The sequence below is a fragment of the Acidobacteriota bacterium genome (assembly GCA_016196035.1).
GTDB lineage: Bacteria > Acidobacteriota > Blastocatellia > RBC074 > RBC074 > JACPYM01.
The window spans coordinates 1-19,257 of the sequence record JACPYM010000126.1; the positions used below are offsets into that span (position 1 = coordinate 1).

The 19,257-nt window shown below is 58.9% G+C and carries 10 protein-coding genes; 5 read left to right on the top strand and 5 right to left on the bottom strand.

Annotated elements, in window-relative coordinates:
• The coding region (locus HY011_35250; protein ID MBI3428212.1) for a VCBS repeat-containing protein at positions 1–360 on the top strand (360 nt) is incomplete at its 5' end.
• Between the two features lie 225 nt (positions 361–585).
• Here the strand turns inward: HY011_35250 and HY011_35255 are convergent.
• The 5 genes from HY011_35255 to HY011_35275 all read right to left on the bottom strand — a co-directional run bounded on the left by HY011_35255 (position 586) and on the right by HY011_35275 (position 8,735).
• Positions 586–3,834, bottom strand: a complete 3,249-nt coding sequence (locus tag HY011_35255) for a VCBS repeat-containing protein (protein MBI3428213.1) — start codon at positions 3,832–3,834, stop codon at positions 586–588.
• A gap of 334 nt (positions 3,835–4,168) precedes the next feature.
• Entirely contained in the window at positions 4,169–5,185 is a 1,017-nt protein-coding gene (locus tag HY011_35260) for a hypothetical protein (protein MBI3428214.1), read from the bottom strand.
• Positions 5,186–5,294: 109 nt separating this feature from the next.
• On the bottom strand, positions 5,295–7,928 hold the full coding sequence (locus tag HY011_35265) for a M56 family metallopeptidase (GenBank protein MBI3428215.1): 2,634 nt from the start codon (positions 7,926–7,928) through the stop codon (positions 5,295–5,297).
• Positions 7,928–8,317: a BlaI/MecI/CopY family transcriptional regulator gene (locus HY011_35270; GenBank protein MBI3428216.1), complete on the bottom strand. Its 390-nt coding sequence runs from the start codon at positions 8,315–8,317 to the stop codon at positions 7,928–7,930. Before HY011_35270 ends, HY011_35265 begins: the two co-directional genes overlap by 1 nt.
• Before the next feature lie 259 nt (positions 8,318–8,576).
• Entirely contained in the window at positions 8,577–8,735 is a 159-nt protein-coding gene (locus HY011_35275) for a hypothetical protein (GenBank protein ID MBI3428217.1), read from the bottom strand.
• A gap of 368 nt (positions 8,736–9,103) precedes the next feature.
• Between HY011_35275 and HY011_35280 the strand changes: the two genes are divergently transcribed.
• The 4 genes from HY011_35280 (at position 9,104) to HY011_35295 (ending at position 19,172) form a co-directional block, all read left to right on the top strand.
• Positions 9,104–10,228: a beta-lactamase family protein gene (locus HY011_35280; GenBank protein MBI3428218.1), complete on the top strand. Its 1,125-nt coding sequence runs from the start codon at positions 9,104–9,106 to the stop codon at positions 10,226–10,228.
• A 220-nt stretch (positions 10,229–10,448) separates the two neighbouring features.
• Positions 10,449–13,424 carry a glycoside hydrolase family 78 protein gene (locus HY011_35285; protein MBI3428219.1) on the top strand — a complete coding sequence of 992 codons (2,976 nt, stop codon included), beginning with the start codon at positions 10,449–10,451 and terminating at the stop codon, positions 13,422–13,424.
• Positions 13,425–14,200: 776 nt separating this feature from the next.
• Positions 14,201–17,899: a carboxypeptidase regulatory-like domain-containing protein gene (locus HY011_35290; protein ID MBI3428220.1), complete on the top strand. Its 3,699-nt coding sequence runs from the start codon at positions 14,201–14,203 to the stop codon at positions 17,897–17,899.
• Positions 17,900–17,981: 82 nt separating this feature from the next.
• Complete coding sequence (locus HY011_35295; protein MBI3428221.1) at positions 17,982–19,172, top strand: esterase; 1,191 nt, start codon at positions 17,982–17,984, stop codon at positions 19,170–19,172.
• Positions 19,173–19,257: the final 85 nt, after the last annotated feature.

Genomic DNA, 19,257 nt, shown 5'->3' on the forward strand with positions numbered 1-19,257 from the left:
AACACCATCACCAGCATTCAATGGGGGGCAGGCTATGCGCCGTATTTCGACACGCCTGTCCCGGCGGATTATGACGGCGACGGCAAAGCGGACTTGGCGATCTGGCGCGGCGCGGATTCGATCTGGTACATCCGCAAGTCATCGGATGGCGGGTTCATCCTCGACCTGTGGGGCGCGAATTATGCGCCCTACTTCGATGTGCCGACGCCGGGTGATTATGACGGCGATGGCAAGGCGGATCTTGCGGTGTGGCGGCGCTCGGGGACGTGGTTCGTCAAGCGCAGCACAGACGGTTCGTTCCTGATCCAAAACCAGGGACAAAGCGGCGACGTGCCGGTGCCGGCGTATGGTGTGCGCTGAGCAGGGTGGCGCTGCTTGCATCACAAACTGAATTTGCCTGTGCCCAATTCAGCTTGCGGTGGTGGTGGTTCAGTGACGCTCTTGTCTTTGGCTGTCAGGATCAAAAACAACGGGAGTGCGGATGACCGGGGCGGCCCTTTTGTCGGGGCCAATCCGGTCATCCGCACTCCCGCTGTTTATTGACAGGGGCGCGGCCTCTGTCATCGCTGACGTGAACGGTTCAGGTTATTTCACGACGGGTGTATCACCGGCTTGTCCGTGCGCCTGAATCAGGAACGCGCCATTCGTGCTGCGAATGACATACCAGGTGCCATTGCCGGGCCGCCAGACAGCGATGTCGGTCTTGCCATCGCCGTCGTAATCGCCCGGCACCGGTATATCGCCCAGTGCGGCGCTGCCCCATTGTGTCACTTGGAACTGGCCGTTGCTGCTCTTGAGCACGTACCAATTGCCATCGCCAGGACGCCAGACGGCGAAATCAGCCTTGCCATCGCCGTCATAATCGCCCGGCACGGGCACGTCGGTTCCCACCCCCCAGGCTTGTATCAACGCTTGTCCGTCGGAACTCTTGCGCACGAACCAGACGCCGGTTTGCCGCCGGAAGATGGCAATGTCGGTTTTGCCGTCACCGTCGTAATCCGCCGGCACCGCCACATCGTTGAAGGGCGCATTCGGACTGCCCCAGGATTGCACGATGAATTGACCGTCAGAGCTTTTCAAGATGTACCAGTTGCCATCCGAGGGCCGCCAGACGGCCAGATCGGTCTTGCCATCGCCGTCATAATCGCCGGGCACCGGGATGTCTGTGCCGACACCCCAGGCTTGCGTCAGGATTTGCGCGCTGCCGCTTTTGACGATGTACCAGACACCATCCGAACGACGGAAAACGGCGACATCCACTTTGCCATCGCCGTCGTAATCGCCCGGCACCGGCACATCGTTGAACGGCGCATTGCTGGTGCCCCAGTTGATGCTCGACAACGTGCCGTTCCCGCTGCGAATCGTCAGCCAGGTGCCCACCGGCCCACGCCACACGGTGAGATCGGTTTTGCCGTCGCCATCGTAATCGCCCTGCACCGCGCGCGAATTGACCAGCAACGTATAGCTGCGGCTGCCCACACAGCCATTGCCATCGGTCGCCGTCACCGTCAATGGGAAGCCGCCCGGTTGCGTGGGCGTGCCGCTCAACACACCGGCATTGAAACTCAATCCGGTCGGCAACGTGCCGGTCAACACAAAAGTATAAGGATCAATCCCGCCGGTGCCGGTGAAGGTGAGCGCCGGATAAAGTTGCCCCGGACGCCCGGCGGGCAAGGTGGCCGGATTCACCGTGATCGGCGCACAGGCCGCCACCGCGTAACTGTGCGTCACCATGCAACCACCCGCATCGGTCACTTTGACGGCAAAGGTGAAGTTGCCCACGGCGCTGGGAGTCCCGCTCAACACACCCGCCGGCGTCAGCGTCAGCCCCGTCGGCAATGTGCCGCCGTTTTGACTGAACGTGTAAGGCGCATTGCCGCCACTCGCCGTAAACGTCTGGCTGTACGACTGGCCGACGGAAGCCTGCGGCAACGCTTCGGGGTTGAGCGTGATCAATTGGCAGGTGATCGTCAGCGTGTAACTGCGCGTGCCGCTGCAACCATTCGAGTCGGTCGCCTTCAACGTGAAGCCGAAACTGCCCAACGTCGTGGGAGTCCCATTGAGTACGCCGCCTGAAGACAGCGCGATGCCCGGCGGCAGGCTGCCCGCGCTCACGCTGAAGTTATACGGCGCGGCGCCGCCATCCGCGAGGATCGAATGGATGTAAGTCTGTCCCACCGGCGCGGGCGCGAGGATCTGCGGGTTAAACGTGATCGTCGGGCACGCGCCAATCGCCAAGGTGTAGGGGCGCGTGTTGAAACAGCCATTCGCGTCGGTCGCTTTGACGGCGAAAGTGAAATTGCCCTGCTCAGCCGTTGTGCCGGACAAGACGCCCGCCGCCGACAAGCTCAATCCCACCGGCAACGCGCCGCTATCCAACGCGAAGCTGTATGGCGCAACGCCGCCACTGGCCGTCAGCGTTTGGCTGTATGCCACATTGGGCGCACCGGCAGGCAGCGTTGCCGGCGTGATCGTCAAGTTCGGGCAAGACGCCAGAAAGACGTAGGCCGCGCCTTGATCAAGGCTGGCGTTGATGTCTTTCAACCAGGAACCGACCACGGCATATTGCGCGCTGAGCGCGACGGCGATGCCGGTTTGATCGTCCGCCGCGCCGTCATTGGCTTTGAGCTTGGTCTGTTGAAACCAATTCGTGCCCGCGCGCACGAATTCATACGCCGAGCCTTGATCATTGATCTCTTCGCTGAACCCCAGATTATCAAAGGGCGCGCCCAGCAACGCCGTCTCGCCGATCAGCGCCACGGACGAAGCAAAGCCGTCATCCGCCGCGCCATCGTTGGCAATCAATTGCGCCTGCTCAGCCCAAGTCGTGCCGCTGCGCGTAAAAACGAAACCTGCGCCCTGATGCGCGGCCAGCGCGTTGGGCGCGCCGATGAGCGCCGTGTCGGCATTCAACGCCACCGCGTTGCCGAAGCGGTCATTCGCCGCCAGCGTGTTGTTGGTGAATTGTTGCTGGAACATCCACGTCGTGCCATCAGTCGTGAAGACATACGCCACGCCTTTGCCGCTCGCGCGTCCGGGCACGCCGATCAGCGCGGTATTGCCGTTGAGTGCCACGCCGTAGCCGAATTCATCCAGCGCCACGCCATCGCTCACCACACCATTCGTCGCCGTCAGCCGCGTCTGTTGCGTCCAGGTGCCAGCCGCGCGTTTGAAAACATAAGCCGCGCCCTGATCCGCATTCGCGCCGATGTCTTTTAACGAAGCGCCCACCAGCACCAGGTCGCCGACCAGCGAAACCGCATTGCCGAACCGATCATTCGCCTGCGGATCGTTGGGCACCAGCTTTTGCTCAAAGGCCCAGACCGTGCCCGTGCGCCGGAACACATACACCGAACCGGCATTGCTGCCCGCCGGTTTGTCATCAAAAGCGGCTCCGACCGCGATGACATCGCCGTCAATCGCGACGGACTGACCAAAGCTGTCACCGCCTAAACCATCGGGCGCGAGCAATTGCGCCTCTTGCGCCCAAGTCGCGCCACTGCGGCGGAAAACATACGCCGAACCCTGATTGGCGTTCGCGCCGATATTGTCGCCCGGCGCGCCGGCCACGACGGTATCGCCGCTGATCGCCACCGAACGGCCCAATTGATCGCTGCCTTCGCCATCGTTGGCAATCAGCCGCGCCTGTTGCACAAAACCATTGAGTTGCAAGGGCGCCTGGTCAAACCCCAATACGCGCGTCAACCCGCACAAAGCCCCCCAGAGCAAAGCCGTACAGAGCGCGAAGGCGAAAATGCGTTTGGTAAACTTGAATGATGAACGTGAACCTGCGGGGCTTGCTTGAAAAGAGGAAAACAAGCGCGAATCAAACATGGGTGATACATCCTTTCTGGACTTCAAATGGGGGCACAGGTTCGGAGGTGGGCACTGGCAAAGTAACAGAAAGAATGAACCGCGCAAAGCTGCAAAACATTAAAATTGACGGGCCTAAAATCAAATGTCGAATCGAAGTTCCCACCTGGGTACGCACCGCTTCCAGCGTGCAGGCTTGGACCAGGACGGATTGACGCTGAAGCAAAAAACCTCCGGTATGCTCGCGTCTTCTGCCTAGTCTGTACGCTGGAAGCGGTGCGTACCCAGAAAGACCAACGGCGCGCCTTCAGACTGAAGGCGCGCCGCCGTTGGCAAAGTTGATGGTGATTCTGCTCTAGCGCTCCTGCTGACCTTTCAGCTTGCGCAGATACGCCCCATCAACACCATGAATGCGCAGCTTGAGCAGATCATCCAGCGTCAAATTGTTGTAACCCTGAGCGCGCATTTCTTTGACGAACTTTTCATTGACGCCGTGAATGCGCAGCGCAATCAGCGTATCCACCGGAATGCGGCTATAACCAAGTTCATTCATCTCTTTGACGAATTGCGCATCGGCGCCGTGAATGCGCAACGCCACCAGTTTGTCGAAGGGCACGTTGTCATAGCCCATCTCTTTGACGCCGCGAATGAACTCTTCGTTGATGTTGTGAATGCGCATCGTCAGCAACTTGTCCGCCGACAGATCGCCGTAGCCCAGCGCCTTCGCCTTTTGAATGAACTCAGGGCTTACATTGTGAATACGAAAGGCCAGCAGCTTATCGGCAGGCAGATTGCTATAGCCAGCCGCAGCCAATCCGCGAATGAACTCGCCGTTGACCCGGTGAATGCCGAACGCGATCAGTTTGTCGAGCGACAGTTTGTCATAGCCAAACGATTTCAATTCGTTGATGAATTGCAACCCGACATTGTGCAGCGCCAGCGTAAAGAGCTTCTCGGTGGGAATCGTTTCGTAGCCCAGAGCGCGCATCGAACTGATAAAGCCGCTGTTCGCCGTGAAGCGGAATTCGCCGACGCCACGCCCTTCGCTAAATAGGCCGCTGAAAACGACCGTGCCCGCATCGCGCGCCAGTGTGAATTGGGTGTTGCCGCCCGCATTCGGGTTGAGACCGCTGAACTCTTCCAGGCGGAAGTTGTCGCTGCTCATGTTGTACCCGCCGTTGCGCTCGTTTTTGTTGAGGTTGAGCGTTAGCCAGAGCCGCGGCCCGTTGTCAGTCTGTTTTACTTTGGCCGTCCAATCGCCCGTGAGTGTTTCCTGCGCTGCCGTGATGACCGGCGCAGTGCGCGTCAAACCAAAGGCCAGCGCGGCCAGCGCCAGCGTCAAAGCAGTAATCAGCAAGGATCGTTTCATCATCAGCCCCTCTCGTTGTTGTTGAGTGTTTCTCTCAAGTGAGCGCAAACAGCCGGACAGATGAGCACGTCACTGCCGCAAGTAAAGCCCGGCTGCTTGCGCCGCCTGCTCTTCAGCGACTGCCTTTGAGCAAGATGTCGTCAATGCCGTGAATGCGCATCTCGATCATTTGATTGACCGAAACGTTTTTCAATCCAGCAGCGCGCAGCTTCTTGACGTAATCCGCCGTGACACCGTGGATGCGCATTTGAATCAACTGGTCTATCGTCAGATTCTCAAATCCCAACCCGCGCATCTCGCGCACAAAGGCTTCGTCAACACCGTGCAAGCTCATCTGCGACAGTTTGCGCAACGGCACATTGTCAAAACCGAGCGCCTTGATGCGGCGGGCGTAATCGGGCGACATCCCAGAAACGCGGAGTTGTTGCAGGTCGTTGACCGAAAGCTTTTCAGCGCTCAGGGCCTGCACCTCTTTGATGTAGGCTTCGCTGACATCGTGGATGCGCAGCGCGGTCAGTTGCTCTGGCGTCAGGTTGTCGTAGCCGTTCCGCCGCAACATCGCAATGTATTCCGGCGTCACTCCGTGCAGCCGCATTTGAGATAACCGGTTGAGCGTGAGGTTTTCAAAGCCAGCCTGCTTCAACGCTGCAATGTATTCAGGGGTCACCCCAGCCACACGCAATTGCACCAAGTCTTTGGCCGTGGCTTTATCAAAACCCCAACCGCGCACTTCTTTCACAAAAGCTTCGTCAATGCCGTGCGTGCGGAACTCTATCGCTTGACGCACGCTGAAATTCTCGAACCCGGCACGCTTCATCGCTTCGATGTATTCCGGCGTGACGTTATGAATTCTCATTTGGATGATCTGGTCAACATTTAACTCCCCACTCTGACCGCTGCCCTGCCCAGTGCCTTGGCCCTGGTTTTGCAGGCCGCCCACACTGTTCTTAATTCCGTCGCTAATACCGCGCCCAATGCCTTGACCTATACCTTGCCCGATGCCGCCGCCAATTCCTTGCCCGATTCCAACGCCAATACCTTGCCCGATACCTTGCCCGATTCCAACGCCAATACCTTGCCCGATACCTTGCCCGATTCCAACGCCAATACCTTGCCTGATTCCAACGCCAATACCTTGCCCGATACCTTGCCCGATGCCTTGCCCGATGCCTTCTTTAATGGATTGCTTGAGGCCTTCTTTGATTCCTTGCTTGATGGCTTGCCTGATTTCAGGCGCCGGCTGGCCCGGCGGATTCTGCTCAAGCCCCTGTAGCTCGTTTTGCCGCTCAGCCATCTTTGCGGCAAAGTCTTGTTGCAAGGCAGTGGCCGTTTTGACCTGTTGCTGCAAGGCAGCCAAACGCCGCTGTAACAATTGCCTGGCTCGGCGTGGCAAGCCGGGTTCGAGCGATTGCTGAAGCACTTGATCAAGCTCTGCCTGCTTCAACCCACGTTGCCGCTCCAACTCTGTCGCCGATGCTTTCAGCCAGGAAACTTCTTCACGACGCTGCTGCAATGGATTACCCGGCGGCGGCGGCCCTAACCGCTCTTCATCACTGGCTATTGGTTGCGCCGCAGAAACAGCAGCTTCGTTCTCATTCGCGGCGCTGCGCGGTTGCAATGCCGCCAGCGGCAGCAATAACCCAGCCACACCAATTACCGCCACCAACCAGACGCGGCGCGTCAATCCGCCCCGCCTCACACACGGATTCAAAATCGCCTGCACACGGCTTTCCAATTGTGAACACGCCATCCCCACCGCCACGGGCGAGGTTTCAGCTTGCCCACGCATAGCGCCGGCGATTTCAACCAAATAATTTGCGTACTCCGACGCCTTGGTTCCCATACCCAAGACGTGATCGTCACAGGCAAGCTCGCGCTCTGCGCGCAAGCGCCGCGCCGCCAGCCACACCAGCGGATTGAACCAGTACAGCGCACAGGCCACCTGGGCCAGCAACTGCGTCAAACAATCGCGCCGTTTGACGTGTGCCAGTTCGTGCAACAACACGATGCTGCGGCAACCGTCCGACCACTCGTCCGCCTGCGCCGGCAACATCACTACCGAACGCCAAGCGCCCCAGGTCAGCGGTACACTCACGCCGCCGCTTTTGAGCAAGGTAATGCTGCGGCGCAAGCGCAAACTGGCCGCCAACCTGCGCGCCAATGCCAGCCAACTGCCATCCGTGATCTGCCAAGCCGCGCGTGTCATCCACCACAAGCGCGCCGTGCCCAGGCCAACACGCGCCAAGACCGCCAACAGTCCCGCCAGCCAGCACCACAACAACACTTGCCGCCAATCACTGCTCAACACGCGCCGCCACCAAGGAGACAAAACAGCCGCAGCGTTCACTTGCGCATCCGTCAGCAATTGCTGCCGCAGCGCGCCCACCGTTTCGCGCGGCAACGGCACGACCGAGAGCGCTACTGCCTCGAACGCCACCGTGGATTGCACCGCCGCAGTCTCATTGCTTTCCGTCACACTCACCTCCACCTGCGCCGCCAATGGCGCAGGCCACCACGTCACCCGCCACCCCGGCAAGGCCAGCGACAAGAGCGGCAGCAACAACAGGCCGCCCAACGCCACGCTCCACACCAGATGGCGTAGCGCCGCCGCCGCCTTGTGCAACAAGCGCACTACGAGCCACGCCAGCAACAAGAGCACGGTGCTTTTCAACGCCAGATCAAAGACGACCGGCAACACCGGCAAGTCAGCCAGGGCTTGAGCCAAGGTTTGAGATAGGTTCAGCATCAACGGCCTTCCTTTCGGGCCTCTTCGATCATGTTTGAGAGGCGTTCCAATTCTTCCGGTGAAAGTTTGTTGCGCGACAGATCGAGCAGCGCCGCCACGGCCTGTTCGGTCGAATCGTCAAAGAAGGTCTGCAACATTTGTTTGAGCGCCGATTTCTGCGCCTTGGCCCGCGCCAGCGTCGGCAGGAACATATAGCGCGGCCCGTCCTGTTGGTGGCGCAAATAGCCCTTCTCTTCCAGCAGCCGCAACAAAGCGCGCACCGCCGAGTAGCTGGGCGGATCGGGCAGGTTATCCAACACCTCCTGCGCCGTCGCTTGGCCCAGCCGGTAAACAATGTCCATGATTTGCCGCTCGCGGCGGCTCAGATGATGGTGTGCCTTGGCAGTCATCGTTTCTCTCCAACCTCTCAGCTTGGTCTCGCTTTCGTGATGCTAGAAAATTAGCATCAACCGCAGATGGCGTCAAGCAATTGATGCTATTTTTTTAGCATCAAGATTCAACCACAGCAAATCCGGACTTTTGGTCAATCTCAGGTTTTGGTTGAAGTGAACGCCAGCAGCGCAAGACGGCAGCAAGGCTCGCTTGATCTGGCCGGTGTATTCCGTGCGGGCTTTTTCTCGCGGTAGGCAAAGGTGAATGGAATGGCGATTATGGGTCGAGCAGGCGAGTGAAGCCTTCCTGCACGCAATGTTTGTCGGTCGTCGGCGCTTCGACAATAATACCCCGTTCACGCATTAGATCGGCTTGCAGTTGCGTGTACGGCAAAAGCGGCGCTGCCGCTGGTACGGAACCGGGAGCGCTTGCCATCCCGTACACTGCTCTGAAAACCGATCTGACGCCAACGGGCGCGAGCTTGCACTGGTGCAACCCGCGACGGTGGCGCTCAGTCAGATTGCGCATGGGCTGGATTTGCAGGCGGGCGACGAAGTGTTGATTACCGATTAGGAACATTCGGGCGCGCAGGGCGGCGGGGATTTACGGGCGAAACGCTACGGCATCGTGGTCAAAAAGATTCCACTTGCGATTCCGGCGAATGATGCTGAAGCCAGCGTCAAAAGCTTTGCCGCGTCAAAAGCTTCGCCGCCGCCATCACGCCGCGCACGCGGGCCGCTGAAGCGTGAACTCTGAACGACGGAATCTTGACTGAACCAACTCACCATCAAGGAGCAATTTCGATGCGACGATCTATCTTCCTGCGCGGCTTGCTGGCGACCGTGCCTGCTGCCTACGTGACGCGCGCCCAAGCGGCGGCCAGGCCCGCGCAAACACTCACCGAAAAGTTTGAAGCGACACGGCAAAGCTTCAACCTGCCTGCGCTGGCCGGGGTGACGGTCACGACCAAAGCGGTGGGCGAGGTCGTTTACACAGGCTTCCGCCGCGCGGGATCAACCGTGCAGATCACCGGCAATGACAAGTGGCATCTGGGTTCGGATACGAAGGCGCTGACGGCGACACTGATGGCGATGCTGGTCGAGGCGCGCAAGTTGAAATGGGAAACAACACTGGGTGAGGTCTTCCCCGAACTGGCGAAGACGATGACACCGGATTTGGCGCGCGTGAATCTGTTGCATCTGCTTTCGCATCGCGCGGGGCTGCCACCCAATGTCGCGTGGTTCACTTACGGCAAACGCGGGGTGACATATCCCGAACAGCGGCTGGCAGTTTTGAATGACCTGCTGGACAAACCGCTGAAGGCCAAGCCGGGCAGCCAGTATGAATACTCGAATCTGGGCTACACGATTGCGGGCGCGGTGGCCGAAAAGGTCACGGGGCAGGCCTGGGAAACGCTGATGCAAGAGCGCATCTTCCGCCCGTTGGGGATGAAAAGCGCGGGCTTTGGCGGTCTGGGCAAAGAGGGCGAATTGGATCAGCCTTGGCCGCACGGGCAAAACGGCAAGCCAATGCCCAAGAATGGCCCTGCCGTAGACAATCCTGAAGTGATGGGGCCAGCCGGAACCGTGCATTGCTCGCTCAGCGATTGGGCGTTATTCATCGCCGACCAACTGCGCGGCGCGCGCGGACAGGGTCAGTTGCTCAGGCCGGAAAGTTATCAACGCCTCCAAACGCCGCCGTTCGAGGGCGAATACGCGCTAGGCTGGCTGGTGGTTGAACGCGCGTGGGCCAAAGGTAAGGCGCTGACGCACGCGGGCAGCAATACGATGAATTTTGCCGTCGCCTGGCTCGCGCCCGCGCGTGAGACGGCCTTTCTGGTTTGCACCAATATGGGCGGTGAGAATGCTACGAAAGGCGCGGATGAAGCCGTCGGGCATTTGCTGAAAGCGCAGTTTCCGTCCAGTTGAACCGCCGAACTTGCGCTTTTGGCGCGTTCCGTTTATTTCCTCCAGGACTTACGCAAAACGCGCGCGCGATAGCCACAGAGGCACAGAGACACAGAGCTTTGTTACAGTTCTGCCGGAAATTGCGGTCTTCCTCTGTGTCTCCGTGCCTCTGTGGCAAATCTTTGCGTAAGTCCTGTCCTCCTTTCCCGTTTGTTTCATCATCTTTCGCTCCAAGGAAAATATGCTACGACCAATTTGTTTGTTGATGCTGTGCGCCTGCGCCTGCACGTTACTGACCGGTGACGGCCATGCGCAAAAGAAAAAACCCGCCAAACCTACGCCTAAGCCTATCGTCCAGCCCGCAGCGAAACCCGCTGAGGCGCCGCCAACCGGAACACTCACCGCTTCGGGCTTACGCTGCGAATACCTGACCGAACCGCTGGCGCTTGAGACGCGCGCGCCGCGCCTGAGTTGGATCGTCGAGAGCAATGTGCGCGGAGCCAGGCAGACGGCCTATCACATCCTGGCCGCAAGCAGCGCCGAGAAACTGGCGGCGGACAAAGGCGATCTTTGGGATACGGGCATGGTCGCGGGGAATCAGACGATTCAGCTTGAATACAAAGGCTTGCCGCTCACCGCGCGCCAGCAGGTGTTTTGGAAGGTGCGCGTGTGGGATCAGGACGGCAAGGCTGCGGCGTGGAGCCAACCGGCGCGTTGGGCGATGGGCTTGCTGGCGCAAGCGGATTGGACGGCGCAATGGATCGGCGCAGCGGACGCTTCGGTCGAAGACGTGACGGCGGTGCTGTTGCGGCGCGAATTCACATTGCCGGAAACGCCAGTTGTGGTTGCCACTGCCGCACCGGTTGCTAATAGAAGAACGGTACGGGGCCGCCGTCCAGTGGTGGTAGCGGTAAGTAAGCCGGATGACCTCAAAGTGAAACGCGCGATTCTGTATGCCACTGCGCTCGGCGTTTATGAATTGCGGCTGAACGGTCAGCGCGTCGACGACCACATTCTCGCGCCGGAATTCACCGACTATCACACGCGCACGCAGTATCAGGCTTATGACGTAACGGCGCTGCTCAAACCCGGCGCGAATGCCATCGGCGCGCTGCTCGGCGATGGCTGGTATGCGGGCAAGATTGGCTTGGCGGAAATCCTGGTCAAACAGGCGCGCGGCACTTACGGCATTCATCCGCGCTTGCTGGCGCAGTTAGAAATTGAATTGACGAACGGCCAGACCGAACGCATCGTCAGCGACGCCAATTGGCGTGTGACGCGCGAAGGGCCGATTCGCGCGGCGGATTTGCTGGACGGCGAGCTTTACGATGCGCGGCGCGAAATGCCGGGCTGGGACAAAGCCGGGTTTGATGACAAGGCTTGGTCAAAGGCGGATGCGTTGTTTAGCGTCACGACCAAACTCAACGCGCAACCCAACGAACCGATCCGCATCACGCGCGAGTTGAAGCCAATTGCCGTCAACGAGCCAAAGCCGGGCGTCTATGTTTTTGATCTGGGCCAGAACATGGTCGGCTGGTGCCGTTTACAAACGCAGGGCGCGGCGGGCACGACGATCAAACTGGTGCACGCCGAGATGCTCAATCACGACGGCACGGTTTACACCGAAAACCTGCGCGCGGCGCTGCAAACCGATCAGTTCATTTTGCGTGGCAGTGGCGTCGAAACCTTTGAGCCGCATTTCACCTATCACGGCTTTCGCTATGTGCAAGTCACGGGCTTGAACAGCAAACCGCAACTGGGCGATTTGATTGGGCGACAATTCAATTCGGATATGCCGGAGACAAGCAGCTTTGAGACTTCGTCGCCGCTGCTGAACAAGCTGTGGCAGAACATTCTGTGGACGCAGCGGGACAACATGCACGGCATCCCGACCGATTGCCCGCAACGCGACGAGCGCATGGGTTGGATGGGCGATATTCAAATCTTCGTGGGCACGGGCATTTTCAATATGGATATGGGCGCGTTCTATACGAAGTGGCTGCGCGATGTGCGCGACGCGCAAACGCCGGATGGCCGCTTCCCTGACTTCGCGCCGCAGCCTTTTCAGAAAACTTTGGCGGCAATGAAGGGCGGCGATTTCATGGGCGTGGCGGGTTGGGCCGACGCCGGCGTCGTCGTGCCGTGGCGGCTGTGGCAGCTTTACGGCGACAAGCGGCAGTTGGCTGAGAATTACGAATCAGCGAAACGCTGGGTCGAGTTCGTGCGCCAGAACAATCCCGATCTGCTCTGGAAAGCCAAACGCGGAAACGATTACGGCGACTGGTTAAACTCGGACACGATGAAGCCGCCTCCACAATTGGGCATTCCACAAAAAGGCGGTGAGGTACCCAAGCATGTTTTCGCGACGATGATGTTTGCTTACGCGACCGATCTGGTGGCGAAGATGGCGGATGTGTTGCAGAAGCCGGATGAAGCGGTTAAATACGGCGCGCTGTTCAATGACATTCGCGCAGCCTTCAACAAAGCCTACGTCAAAAGTGACGGCAGGATCGAAGGCGAGACGCAGGCTGGCTACGCGCTGGCGTTGCATTTCGATTTATTGCCTGAGGGCAAACGCGCGGCGGCGGTCAAATACATGCTCGACGGCATCGCCAAATACAAAGGCCACATGTCCACGGGCTTTCATTCGACCTATCGGATGATGCTGGAACTGACGAAAGCCGGGCACACTGAGGCGGCGTACCAGTTGATCAACCAGACCTCGTTTCCGAGTTGGGGCTATTCGATTGAGAACGGCGCGACGACAATTTGGGAACGCTGGGACGGCTATGTCAAAGGGCGCGGCTTTCAGGACAAGGGCATGAATTCGTTCAACCATTACGCCATCGGCGCGGTCGGCGAATGGATGCACCGCGTGATCTTGGGCATCAACAATGACGATGCGAAACCGGCGTATGAGCATTTCGTCATTCACCCTTATCCCGGCGGCGGGCTGACGTGGGCGAAAGGTTCTTACAATTCCATACGCGGCAAGATCGAATCGAGTTGGCGCGTGGAAGGCGGCGGCTTCAAATTGGACGTGACAATTCCGGCGAACACTGCGGCGACGGTGTATGTGCCTGCGAAGAATGCCGAGAGCGTGCTGGAAGGCGACGCTCCGGCAAGTCAAACAACGGGTGTGCAATTTGTGCGACTGGAAGGCGGCGCGGCGGTGTTTGAGGTGCAAGCGGGCCGCTACAACTTTGCGGTGCGTTGAGCCCTGGTTCCGCGCTGCTGTGAGGAGAGAACCGACTCTGTTTAACCATTAGAGGCAGTTCCTCAGCTTTCCTCGTTGATATATCAGTTGCGCTACCATCCGGCTCAAGCTTCGACCAAGGAATCGCCCTGTATTTTCAGGCTAGCGCGCTTATTTGCAGATATGCTTTGGCGCTGAGCGAATTTTGTCACGCATTATTTGTTATATCAAAACCTTGACAGGCGTTGGGTATGCTTGCATACTTTGGCCGCTAGTTCAGGCACGTATCCCTCAAATTTAGAAACCAGACTGATAACCAAATGGCGGCCACGAGAGTTCTATCAGCAACAATCTTTGGCGCAGTTTGGCAGGTTTCACCGAGGAAGCGATTGGCGATCTGGATGCGGGTCTAAGCAATGGCTATCGGTCAGCGGCCTAAAACCGCTTGAATCGGTTTGAGCGTAACAGTGCTTGACACTTCTTGCAGTCTAGCCCAGAGTACGCGCGCTTTTGTAACAACAAAACACAGGCAGTCATTCGTAACGCCTGATCATCCCTTTCTGTTTAGCTGGGAACTCTCTTACATCGAACATTTCAGGTGAGGTAATCAAGCTCGCCGGTTGGCATGGCACTTCGTGTGTCTGTCCAAGCCCTGTGAACTGTGTAGTTGTCGGCAGTAGGTCAAACCGACTCTTACGAGGGCGTGCGCACTGTTTCGGCTGCGGCAATGCCCTGGCAGAGACAGCAAATTCTGGTTCGACCAACTGTCATGTCTAAATTCTCTTGGAGGTTAAACAATGCGTTTACGAATGCTCTCAATGTTGTGCCTGCTACTCCTGCTAAGCGCAGGGGCAGGGTTTGCGCAAACGACCAGCGGCTCGCTTGCGGGGAACGTGGCTGACCCTAACGGGGCAGCTTTAGCCAATGCGACGGTCACGGTGACAGATGAACTCCGCGCCTTCTCGCAAACGGCGACGACCGATGCGGAAGGGCGTTTCGTCTTCCCCACGCTCGCGCCAGCAACTTATAAGTTGACGATTGAAGCCAAGGGCTTCAAGAAAACCGAACGCACCGGCATTTTGCTGGTGGCGAATGACAAACTCACGCTCGGCGAGTTGAAAGTCGAAGTCGGCCAGGCCAACGAGACCGTCACGGTCACCGCCGAGGCGACGCTCGTCCAGTCAGAGAGCGCCGAACGCTCACTCGCCATTCAGGGCGAGGCCTTGCGCAGCATTGCGGTCAACGGGCGTGGCTTCACGCCGCTGGCTTCGCTGGTTCCCGGCATCATCTTCAACACCAACAACGGTTCGAGCGATGCCATCACCAACATCTTTGCCAACGGGTTGCGCGCCAACAACAACAACCTGACACTGGACGGCGTTTCGATTGTGGACACCGGCAATAACGGCACCTTGCTGAGCCTGAACCTCGACTCCGTTTCAGAATTCAAAGTGCTGACCTCGAACTATCAGGCCGAATACGGACGTTCGGCGGGCGCGCAGATCAGCGCCGTGACGCGCGGCGGGACGCGCGACTTCCACGGTTCGTTTTATACCTTCCGCCGCCACGACGGGATGAATGCCAATACCTGGATCAACAACCGCGACAAGTCGTTTGCAGCGGACGGCACGACCATCCTCAACAAACCGCGCCTCGATCAGCGCGACATCGGCTACACCATCGGCGGGCCGGTCTACATCCCGAAAGTCTTCAACAAAGACAAGCAGAAACTCTTCTTCTTCTTCAGCGAAGAGCATCAGAAACGGCTTGTCCCGCCTGCCGCGCCCAACCGTGTGACGGTGCCGACGGCGTTGGAACGTACCGGAGATTTCTCTCAAAGCCGCGACAACTCGGGCAATCCGTACCCGTACATTCGTGACTACACGCTCGCCAATGCCACCAATCTCTGTCAGGCGACGCCGGCCGCTCCCGTGGCAGGCATCAACTACCAAGGCGCCTGTTTCCGGGACGGCGGCGTGCTGGGCAAGATTCCAGCGAATCGCCTGTACGGTTTGGGTATCAACATCCTGAAGATTTATCCGTTGCCCAATGTCGCCCAGGGGACGGGTTTCAATTACCAGACCGAGCTACCGGCCAGCCAGCCGCAGCGGCAGGACCTGGTGCGTATTGATTACAACCTGACCAGTGCCTGGCGCGTTTACGGGCGCTACGTCAAAGTGGCGAACACGCAAACGCTGCCCTACGGTTCGTTCGTGCTGAGCACCAACCTGCCCGACTACAATGTCATTTTCCCGAACCCGCGCAACACCTACGCCGTGACCGTGAACGGGTCGCTCAACGCGACGACGCTGCTGGAAGCGACCATCGGCGGCAGCCACAACTCGATTGACATCAATCCGGCCAATACGAAGTTCAATCGGGCCGGCCTGGGACTGACCGGCCTGCCGGTGATCTATCCCAATGCGGTGCAGATTGATTCGCCGCCCCAGTTCATCTTCAATGGCGGGCGTATCGCCAATGGCCCAAACATCGGCTCGAACAATGCGCCGTTCTATAACTTCAACACGACCCGCGACTGGTCGGTCAGTCTCTCCAAGATTTTGGGACAGCACACCATCAAGACGGGAGCCTTCTGGCAAAACAGCTTCAAACCGCAAAGCAGTTTTGCCAACAACAACGGACAGTACAATTTCGTTGACAACGCCTCGAATCCGCTCGATGCACAATTCGGCTTTGCCAATGCGGCGCTCGGCATCTACAACCAATTCACCCAGGCGTCGGCCTATATCATTGGCAAGTATCGCTACAACAACATCGAATGGTTCGCGCAGGACAACTGGAAGGTCAATAGCCGCTTGACGCTGGATTACGGCATGCGTTTCTATTGGATTCAGCCGCAATTCGACGAAGATTTGCAGACGGCGAACTTCCTGCCCAGCCGCTTCAATCCGGCGGATGCGCCGCTGCTTTATCGTCCGGTTTGTGTGGGTGTTGCTGTTGGTAGTGCGAATCCGACTCCTTGCAGCGGTGCCAACCGACGTGCGGCTGACCCGCGCGTGGCTGTCAACGGCTTTGTGCCAACGGGTGGCGCTACTGGAAATACGATTGATGGCGCTTACATTGGCCGTCTCGTGCCCAACACCGGCAAATTAACCAACGGTGTCGTGCAGGCCGGCGCCGGGATCGAAAAGGGCGTCTTCAAGAATCGCGGCGTGCACTTCGCGCCGCGCTTCGGCTTTGCCTACGACGTATTGGAGAACCACAAGATGGTGGTGCGCGGCGGCGGCGGCATGTTCTATGACCGTCCGCAAGGTAATGTGGTCTTTGACCTGGTGGGCAACCCGCCGACGACGCTCTCACCGACCTTCTTCTTCGGACAGATCCAGTCCGTCAATACCGGTCAGGTGCTGCTGGCGCCGCCGGCCTTGACAGCCTACGACCACGAGGGACTGTCGCCGACGACTTATGCCTTCAACATCGGCGTGCAGTACAAACTGCCGCTTGATTCCGTGCTGGATGTTTCCTACGTCGGCACCACCGCCTCGCACCTGCTGCAACGGCGCAACATCAACGCGCCGAATTACGGTGCGGCGTACTTGGCGGCGAATCAAGACCCGACGCTGGCCGCCAACGCGACCGGCGCGAATGCGTTGCCGGTTGATTTCCTGCGTCCATATCAGGGCTTCGGCAATATCTCGTATATCGAATCGGCCTCCAGTTCGAATTACCACTCGCTGCAATCCTCGATCAATCGCCGCTTCTCGAAGGGGCTGCTCTTGGGCGTCACCTACACCTGGAGCAAGGCGCTGGGCACGCAGGCCGCTGACCTGCCGGGCATCAACGGCTTTGGCGCGCCGCGCATTGACAACAATCAACGCCGCGCCAATTACGCGCCGCAGGATTTCGACCGGCGGCACAACTTCAACGTCAACTGGGTGTATGAACTGCCCAAGGCAACGAGCAATAGAGCGCTCGGTTACCTGGCGAACGACTGGCAGGTCTCCGGTATCTATCGCTACCAGACAGGCGCACCCTTCAACATCGGGTTCAGCATTCCCGGTCTGTCGGGCTACGGTGTGACCGGCACGCAGCAAATCGAAGGTGGCCGCATCGCCATTGTCGGCAACCCAGGCAGTGGCTCCAGCAGCGATCCGTATCACCAGTTCAATGTAGCGGCGTTCACTACGCCGGGGTTGAACAGCACGGGCCTCGAATCGGGCCGCAACTTCCTGTATCGGTCTCCGATCAATGCCTGGGATATGTCACTGTCGAAGGAGTTCAAGATCAAGGAGCAGGTTAAGTTCGAGATTCGTCTGGATGCCTTCAACGCGTTGAACCACACGCAATTCGATGGCTACAACACGACGCTCAACGTGACCAGCTTGACCAACTCGACACCGACCAACCTGGCTGACAGCAAGGTCATCGTGAACGCCAACGGCTCGATCAACCGCGCGCCGTTAACTGGCTTCGGCGCCGTCACTTCGGTGCGGCCGCCGCGCAACATGCAACTTTCGGCACGCTTCCAGTTCTAACGCCTGCCGATAAAACACCAGGGCCGGATTCTTTGTCGCCAAAGAGTCCGGCCTTTTTTCAAAGCTGCTGGGAGATTCCGATATGCTGAGCCGCCAGAATTCACGAATCGCAGGAGCACTCCTGTTCGTCTGCACCACTTTCACCCTGGCGTTTGCACAACAACCGCCCCGCCAACTCACGCCCAACGACACGCTCAAATCGCCCGAAGTGTTGGCCGATGGCCGCGTCGTCTTTCGCCTTTACGCGCCCAAGGCCAGCGAAGTGACGGTCGGCGGCGATTGGATTTCGCAAGGACTGAGCACGGGCGGCAAACTGGCCCGTGATGAACAAGGCGTCTGGGCCATCACCGTCGGGCCGCTGCCCGCCGATTTTTACAGCTATGCGTTCACGGTGGATGGCGTGCGCACGCTCGACCCCAAGAACGCCATGATCAAGCAAGGCGTCACCAGTCTGGACAACATGTTTCTCGTGCCCGGCGCGGGCGCGGCGTTTGAAGACACCCAGGCCGTGCCGCACGGCGAGCTTCGCAAGGTCTGGTACAACTCCACGACACTGAATGAACAGCGCCGTCTGCACATCTACTTCCCGCCCGGCTATGACAGCAGCAAAGGCAAGTATCCGGTCTTTTACCTGCTGCACGGCGGCGGCGATGAAGACTCTGGCTGGAGCACCATCGGGCGCGCGGGCTTCATCCTCGACAATCTGATCGCGGCCAAGAAAGCCAAGCCGATGATCGTCGTCATGCCCAACGGCAGCCTGCCACGGCCAACCAATTTGCCGGCTGTCGTGCCCGGCGCGCCGCCCGACCCAGCGGCGAACACAGCCTTTCAAGATCGCTTCGCCAGCGAATTGCTCAAAGACGTCGTGCCCTTTGTCGAAAAGAACTATCGCGTCTTGCCGGGCGGCGCCAATCGCGCGCTTGCCGGGCTTTCGATGGGCGGCGGCCAGACGCTGCGCACTGTGGCGACCAACCCCGATCAATTTGCTTACGTCGCGGTGTGGAGCATGGGCGTCAATCCGCAAGTCACGGCGGATTTCGAGCAACGCAATGCCGCGTTTCTGGCCAATGCCGCAAAGGTCAACCAGCAAATCAAACTCTTTGCCATTGCCTGTGGCGAGAAAGACCCGCTGGCGTTTGCCGGTTCAAAGAACCTGGACGAACTGCTGAAAAAACGCGGCATCAAACACGAAATGCAAATTTCGGGCGGCGCGCATACCTGGATCAACTGGCGGCAGTATCTGAACGAGTACGCGCAAAAGCTGTTTCGCTAGCCCTCTTCTGGGAGCGCGGGTAGCCTTGATCCCGCTGGCGAATTCAAAGCGGCTAGTTCCGCAGGGGTAAGCCTGTCAGGGCAGG